Annotated in this window: 8 protein-coding genes; 1 reads left to right on the forward strand and 7 read right to left on the reverse strand. The window is 60.1% G+C overall.

What is annotated here, in order from left to right; genetic code table 11:
• Positions 1–148: 148 nt before the first annotated feature.
• Positions 149–883: a phosphoadenylyl-sulfate reductase gene (locus GIW02_RS05065; protein WP_236419661.1), complete on the reverse strand. Its 735-nt coding sequence runs from the start codon at positions 881–883 to the stop codon at positions 149–151.
• 154 nt (positions 884–1037) lie between these two features.
• Here GIW02_RS05065 and thrH point away from each other — a divergent pair, with 154 nt between their 5' ends.
• Entirely contained in the window at positions 1038–1655 is a 618-nt protein-coding gene (gene thrH, locus GIW02_RS05070; RefSeq protein ID WP_236419664.1) for a bifunctional phosphoserine phosphatase/homoserine phosphotransferase ThrH, read from the forward strand.
• Positions 1656–1770: 115 nt separating this feature from the next.
• Here the strand turns inward: thrH and GIW02_RS05075 are convergent, their stop codons facing one another.
• The 6 genes from GIW02_RS05075 to GIW02_RS05100 form a co-directional block, all read right to left on the reverse strand.
• Entirely contained in the window at positions 1771–2127 is a 357-nt protein-coding gene (locus GIW02_RS05075) for a transcriptional regulator (RefSeq protein ID WP_236419665.1), read from the reverse strand.
• Positions 2127–2429: a type II toxin-antitoxin system HigB family toxin gene (locus GIW02_RS05080; RefSeq protein ID WP_236419667.1), complete on the reverse strand. Its 303-nt coding sequence runs from the start codon at positions 2427–2429 to the stop codon at positions 2127–2129. The genes GIW02_RS05075 and GIW02_RS05080 overlap by 1 nt, the downstream gene beginning before the upstream one ends.
• 229 nt (positions 2430–2658) lie before the next feature.
• Positions 2659–4002: an aminodeoxychorismate synthase component I gene (gene pabB / locus GIW02_RS05085; protein ID WP_236419669.1), complete on the reverse strand. Its 1344-nt coding sequence runs from the start codon at positions 4000–4002 to the stop codon at positions 2659–2661.
• 180 nt (positions 4003–4182) lie between these two features.
• Positions 4183–5169 (reverse strand): alpha-L-glutamate ligase-like protein, encoded by a 987-nt coding sequence (locus GIW02_RS05090; protein ID WP_236415453.1) that lies wholly within the window; start codon positions 5167–5169, stop codon positions 4183–4185.
• Positions 5169–6701 (reverse strand): osmotic stress tolerance membrane protein RloB, encoded by a 1533-nt coding sequence (gene rloB / locus GIW02_RS05095; RefSeq protein WP_236415451.1) that lies wholly within the window; start codon positions 6699–6701, stop codon positions 5169–5171. Before rloB ends, GIW02_RS05090 begins: the two co-directional genes overlap by 1 nt.
• Positions 6702–6706: 5 nt before the next feature.
• The coding region (locus GIW02_RS05100; protein ID WP_236421789.1) for a putative ATP-dependent zinc protease at positions 6707–6972 on the reverse strand (266 nt) is incomplete at its 5' end.

The raw sequence follows: 6972 nt of genomic DNA on the forward strand, positions 1-6972 counted from the left end.
TACATGTATGTGTACAACTGAATTCCCAACACAAAGCAAATGTGGGAGGGGGCTTGCCCCCGATAGCGGTGTTTCAGTCAAACATGATTTGGCTGACACACCGCTATCGGGGGCAAGCCCCCTCCCACATTTTTTAACTCATCAACTTTCAAGCCTTGCTGATGATATTCCCCGCGTGCAGCCCGCACTCCTTCTGCGTCGCTTCTTCCCACCACCAGCGGCCTTCGCGCTCATGTTGGTTCGGCAGAACCGGGCGGGTGCAGGGCTCGCAGCCAATGCTGATAAAACCGCGCTCATGCAGGCTGTTGTACGGCAGCTCGAGCATGCGGATATAACCCCAGACTTCCTCGCTGGTCATCTGCGCCAGGGGGTTGAACTTGTACAGGGTGCGTTCCGGTGTAGAGAACGCGGTGTCGATCTCCAGCGCCGCCACCTGGCTACGGGTGCCGGGGCTCTGGTCACGGCGTTGGCCGGTGGCCCAGGCACTTACTCCGGAAAGCTTACGGCGCAGTGGTTCGATCTTGCGCACACCGCAGCATTCGCCATGGCCATCCTTATAGAAGCTGAACAGGCCTTTCTCTTTGACGAAGGGTTCCAGCTTGCTCTGGTCCGGCGAGATCAGTTCTATGTCGATCTTGTAGAAGTCGCGCACTTGCTCGATAAACCGGTAGGTCTCCGGGTGCAGGCGGCCGGTGTCGAGGCTGAACACCTTGACGTTCTTGTTCAGCTTCCAGGCCATGTCCACCAGCACCACGTCCTCGGCACCGCTGAAGGAAATCCACAGGTCATCACCGAACTGGCTGAACGCCAGCTTGAGAATGTCCTGGGCGGATTTGTTGGCGTAAGTCGCGGCGAGTTCGGCGACATCGAAGGTTGGGTTCATCAGCACGGTTCCTACAGGTCAGTGGCGCTGAGCGCTCTATAGGGGAGCGATGGTATCAAAATCCGCTCTGCGTTGCGGCGGCGAGCTTGAATCGCTAGAGTTCGGCAGACCTTTTTTGCTGGCTCAACTTCAATAAAACCAATGGGAGCGTCTTGTGGAAATTGCCTGTCTCGACCTGGAAGGGGTGTTGGTTCCGGAAATCTGGATCGCCTTCGCCGAAAAAACCGGTATTGAATCCCTGCGGGCTACCACCCGGGACATTCCCGACTACGACGTGCTGATGAAGCAACGCCTGCGCATCCTCGACGAGCACGGGCTGAAGCTCGCCGATATCCAGGAAGTCATCGCCACCCTCACGCCGCTGGACGGTGCCATTGAGTTCGTCAATTGGTTGCGCGAGCGCTTTCAGGTGGTGATCCTGTCGGACACCTTCTACGAGTTCTCCCAGCCGCTGATGCGCCAGCTGGGGTTTCCGACCTTGCTGTGCCACCGCCTGATCACCGATGAAAATGACCGGGTGGTGAGCTACCAGCTACGCCAGAAAGATCCCAAGCGCCAATCGGTGCTGGCGTTCAAGACCCTCTACTACCGGGTGATCGCAGCCGGTGATTCCTACAACGACACCACCATGCTGGGCGAAGCCGACCGTGGAATTCTGTTCCATGCACCGCAGAACGTGATTCGCGAGTTCCCGCAGTTCCCGGCGGTGCATACCTTTGAGGACTTGAAGAAAGAGTTCATCAAGGCGTCGAATCGGCAGTTGAGCCTGTAAGCCACTCAGTGATGCTGACGGCCCTATCGGGGGCGAGCCCCCTCCCACACCTACAGAGTAAACGCGAACAATGTGGGAGGGGGCTTGCCCCCGATAGGGCCCGCCCAGCCACCGCTTACCCCTCTGCCAGCAACCGCTCGTAAGGAATGCTCAAGCCTTCATGCAGGCGCTTGATCATCGACAAGCTCAGCTTGCGCTTATGGTTCAGTACCTCTGACACCCGCCCACTGGTGCCGATAAAAGGCTCCAGGTCGCGGGCAGTCAGACCCAGTTGCTCCATGCGAAATCTGATCGCTTCCACCGGATCGGACGGTGGCATTGGATAATGTTCCGCTTCGTACTTTTCAATGAGTACGGCGAGGATTTCCAGCTCGTCACCCTCAGGCGAGCCAATGTCCGCTCCCCATAACTGTTCGACGCGTGCCAGGGCAGTAGTCAGGTCTTCCTGGGAGTGAATTGGTTTGATGTTCATCACACGGTCTCCGCGTTGATCTGGTCGTACTGCGGGTGAGTCCCCACAAAGCGTACGAACCCAAGCTGGCGCTGATAGTCGAGCGCCATGATTACTCGATACTTGTTGCCGCCTACGTTGAATACAACCCTGCCACTTTTAAGGATGCTTGCCGTTCTGAGCTCTGCCTTGAGCGCTTGCGGCGTGGGGAACGTCGCTTTCTCCAAATGGCGATACAGTTCGACCAGCGGTGTTTTGGCGTCGCAATAGGCCGGGTGGCTTTCCCAGAATATTCGTAGGGTAGAAAGAGCGATTATGCGCATCGCCTCTTCCTCCCAATTTGGGAGAATATAGGCTCGGTTGGCTGGAGATGCAATCTCGGAAACAACTTCTGACGAGTAAGCAGTCGGTTCATGTGATCCCTCACAGACGGCTAATGGGTGGTCCGGACCGGACGCTATCGTCCAGCCCGAATGCCGTCCATACACGTTCTGATTCAGGTTTTGTCCTGCGGCGCGGCTTCGCGCCGCAAAGCCGGGAGGCGCTGGGTGACTACAAGCTTTCCAGCGTGTGTAACAACACCCGCACCTTGGTCAGCGACTCCTGATACTCCGCCTCCCACTGCGAATCCGCGACGATCCCGCCGCCGCCCCAGCAGCACACCTGCCCATCCTTGACCAGCAGGCTGCGGATGGCGATGGAGCTGTCCATCTCGCCACGTACGTCCAGGTACACCAGCGAGCCGCAGTACAGCCCGCGTCGGGTTGGCTCCAGTTCATCGATGATCTGCATGGCGCGGATCTTGGGCGCGCCGGTGATGGAGCCGCCGGGGAAGCTGCCCGCGATCAGGTCGAGGGCGTCCTTGTCGGCGGCCAATTCGCCGGTCACGCTGCTGACCAGGTGATGCACGTTGGGGTAGCTTTCCAGGCTGAACAGCTCGGGGACTTTTACCGAGCCGGTGCGGCAGGTGCGACCGAGGTCATTGCGCAGCAGGTCGACGATCATCAGGTTTTCCGCGCGATCCTTGGGGCTGGCCAGCAGCTCGGCGGCGTTCGCGGCGTCTTCTTCTGGGGTCAGGCCGCGAGGGCGGGTGCCCTTGATCGGGCGGGTTTCGACCTGGCGCTCACTGATGCGCACGAAACGCTCGGGCGACAAGCTCAGTACCGCGCCGTCGTCCGGCAAGGTCTGGAACCCGGAGAAAGGCGTCGGGCAAGCTTCGCGCAGGGCGCAGTAGGCGACCCAGGGGTCGCCGCTGCACGGCGCGCGGAAGCGTTGGGCGAAGTTGACCTGGTAGCAGTCACCGGCCTGGATGTAGGCGTGGATACGCGCGATGGCCTGTTGATAGGCCTCGGCCGTCAGGTCCGGCGTCATGGGGCCTTGCAGGGTGAAGGTCGCAGGTGCGTCGACGGCTGCGGTGCTGAACAAGGCGATCAAGCGTTGCTGCTCGCTCTCGATCAGCGTCGGGTGAAATACCAATTGGCTCGTGCGCGCATGGTGATCCGTGATCAGCGCCCAGGCATAGAGCCCCAGGCGTGCATCCGGCAGGTGTAAATCGTCTGTGGCCAGGTGCGGCATGTGCTCCAGGTGCCGGCCAAAGTCATAGCTCAGGTAGCCGATCAGGCCGCCGGCAAACGGTAGCTCTAAACCTTTGGGGATTGCCGCTTCACCCAGTTGGGTCAGGTTTTTCCGTAGGCGCTGCAGGAAATCACTGCCGCTTTCGTCAGGCTGTACGGTCAGCGTCGCCAGTGGCCAGGCGCTGAGCAGGTCATAACGCCCGCGCTCGGCCGCCGGCCGGCCGCTGTCGAGCAGCACCGCGCCAGGCGCATGGCGGATCGCCGCAAAATACTCGGCGGGGTTGGCCCGGTAGGGCAGCGGGTGTACGGAGCAGGTCGACATGCGGGGTGGATCAGCCGTTGGCGTGGGGGAGGCGATTGTAGTCTCCCTGAAGGGGTTGGTCCTAGAGCGAGGTACAAATGTGGGAGCGGGCTTGCTCGCGAAGGCGGTGTGCCAGGCACCGAATGGGTCGACTGACACACCGCCTTCGCGAGCAAGCCCGCTCCCACACTGAATCGGGGTTCAGCCTTCTACGGCAGGGATATGCCCAAACATTTCCTGCACGAACTTGACCCGTTCTTCCGGGGTTTCCGTGATGCCCGCGGCCTTCAATTCTTCCAGCCGTGCTTCTACCGCGTGGGTGCGCAGGGTCAGGCCGCAGTCGTTGGCGATCTGGATATTCAGCCCGGGCCGCGCATTCAATTCAAGAATCAGCGGGCCTTTTTCCTGGTCCAGCACCATGTCCACGCCGATATAGCCCAGCCCGCACAGCTCATAGCAGCCGGCCGCAAGCTTCATGAAACCGTCCCAGTTGGGCAGTTGCACGCCATCCACCGCGTTAGTGGTGTCGGGGTGCTTGGTGATGATGTTGTTCAGCCAGGTGCCGCGCAGGGTCAGGCCGGTGGCGAGGTCAACGCCCACGCCAATCGCGCCCTGGTGCAGGTTGGCCTTGCCGCCCGACTGGCGCGTCGGCAAGCGCAGCATGGCCATCACCGGGTAGCCCATCAGCACGATGATGCGGATGTCCGGCACGCCTTCGTAGCTGATGCTCTTGAAGATCTGGTCGGGCACCACGCGGTATTCGATCAGTGCGCGGTCGCGGTGGCCGCCCAGGGAATACAGGCCAGTGAGGATACTGGAGATCTGATGCTCGATTTCTTCATGGCTGATGATCTTGCCGGACACTGTGCGGTAGCGCCCCTCAAAGCGGTCGGCCACTACCAGAATGCCGTCACCGCCTGCGCCCTGTGCCGGCTTGATCACGAAGTCGCTGCGCCCGCCGATGATGTCGTCGAGCTTGTCGATTTCCTTCTCGGTGGAGATCACGCCGTACATTTCTGGCACATGGATGCCGGCGGCGATGGCCCGTTCCTTGGTGATGATCTTGTCATCCACGATCGGGTAAAGGCTGCGCTTGTTGTACTTGAGCACGTAGTCGGCGTTACGCCGGTTGATGCCCATGATGCCCCGCGCTTCCAGGGCCTTCCAGGTCTTCCAGAAGCCGAACATTATTTGTCAGCCTTCAAGAACGCCTTGAAGCGCACGAGTTCGGTGAGGCGGTAGCCGCGATAGCGACCCATGGCCAGCATGAAGCCCACCAGAATCAACAGGATGGCCGGGAAGGTGAACACGAAGTAGACCAGTTCCGGCACGCTCATGATCAGGTGCGCCAGGGACGCCGCGAACAGCGTACCAATCGCCACTTTCAGCGCATGGTTGGCGCCGCGTTCCTCCCAAGTGATCGACAGGCGTTCGATGGTCATGGTCAGAATCACCATCGGGAACAGCGCTACCGACAGCCCGCGTTCCAGCCCAAGTTTATGGCTGAACAGGCTGATGGCCGCAATCAGCACCACCACGAAGGTGAGCACCACCGACAGCCTCGGCAACATCTGCAACTTCAAGTGCTCCAGGTATGACCTGAGCGACAGCCCCAGCGCGGTGATGATCGTAAACAGCACGATCCCGAAGCCGAGCTGTGTTTCGCGGAAGGCCAACGCAATCAGCACCGGGGTGAAGGTACCGAGGGTCTGCAGGCCGATCAGGTTGCGCAGGATCAAAATCACCAGCACGCCGATCGGGATCATCACCATGATCATGAAGGTCTGCTGGGTCTGTAGCGGCAGGCCGTACAGCGAGTATTCGAGGAAGTTGGCGTCGGTATTTTCGTCGGTCAGCTTGGCCAGGCGAATGGCGTTCATTTCGCTGTTGTTCAGGCTGAAGGTGACCATGGCTTTCTTGCCGCCATCGACCGTGATCAGGTTTTCATCACCGGTCCACCACAGCAGGCGGTCGGCGGGCAGGCCTTGTTCGCCGGTTTCCGGGTTGAAGTACAGCCAGTCATTGCCGTTGAAACTGCGCAGCCACAGTTCCGGGGCCTGTGGCTGGTCGGCCACCAGGCGGATGGTGTGGACTTTTTCCACCGGTACATGGGCAATGGACAGCAATAACTCGACGATCTTGGCCTTGTGCGGTATCGACGGGTCGCCCGCCAGCAGCAGCTTCACGTTGTCGTCGTTGAGGTTGTTGGTGCGCTTGATCGCTTCGGTGATGAATGTTTCCACGTCCGCCGAGTGCTGGCGGATCGGCGCCAGCAGGGCCTCGGCGGCGATTTTCTCAGGGCCTTCCACGGCAATGCTGTCGCGGAAGGTCGGGCCCTTGACCTTGACCTTTTCGCCGCTGTAACGCTTGGTCAGCACCAGGCGGTAATACAGGGTCTGGTTGCCTTTGGCACGGCGCGCCGACCAGGTGACTTTGCGGTTGCCGTCGATGCGGTTGACGCTCACGCCGTAATTGTTAGAGATGAAACTCTCATTGAGGCTGACGAAGTCGCGGCTCAGGGGCGGCACGAACATCTGGATTTTCACCGGGTCTTTCGGGTTGGCGACGAACTCGACCTTGGCGTCGATGTTCCACAAGTCGTCGGTGGCGTCCTCGGTGACGGGAATGCCCAGCACGAAGATCTGGTAGGCGGTAACCGAAATACCCAACACCACCAGGATGGCGATCAGGATTCTCAGGTGCAGGGTTAGAGAGCGCATTCGGTTTACTCGGCGGTATGAGCGTCGGCGGCGCAGGCGGGTTTGCCTGCTGCGTATTTAAGACTGGGGTCGACCAGCGCATCAAAGCGTTTAAGCGCTTCGGAGCCGATCAGCAGCGGATATTGGAAGGCACTTCGGTCAGTCAAGTTCACTTCTATGCTGCGTAAAGCGGTGCCCATGCAGATGTCCAGGGCAATCACCGGACGGGCGGTGTAGTTCTTGTCCTCATCGGGGTCGTAGTCACCGGCGCGGCGCTTGATCTTGCTGACGC

Source organism: Pseudomonas syringae (assembly GCF_021606685.1).
Lineage (GTDB): Bacteria > Pseudomonadota > Gammaproteobacteria > Pseudomonadales > Pseudomonadaceae > Aquipseudomonas > Aquipseudomonas syringae_R.

Bases quoted from the DNA above. Each gene is read 5' to 3' on its own strand.
- GIW02_RS05090 (WP_236415453.1), bottom strand. From the start codon at position 5,169: ATGTTCGGCTTCTGGAAGACCTGGAAGGCCCTGGAAGCGCGGGGCATC.
- GIW02_RS05065 (WP_236419661.1), bottom strand. From the start codon at position 883: ATGAACCCAACCTTCGATGTCGCCGAACTCGCCGCGACTTACGCCAAC.
- rloB (WP_236415451.1), bottom strand. From the start codon at position 6,701: ATGCGCTCTCTAACCCTGCACCTGAGAATCCTGATCGCCATCCTGGTG.
- pabB (WP_236419669.1), bottom strand. From the start codon at position 4,002: ATGTCGACCTGCTCCGTACACCCGCTGCCCTACCGGGCCAACCCCGCC.
- GIW02_RS05075 (WP_236419665.1), bottom strand. From the start codon at position 2,127: ATGAACATCAAACCAATTCACTCCCAGGAAGACCTGACTACTGCCCTG.
- GIW02_RS05080 (WP_236419667.1), bottom strand. From the start codon at position 2,429: ATGCGCATAATCGCTCTTTCTACCCTACGAATATTCTGGGAAAGCCAC.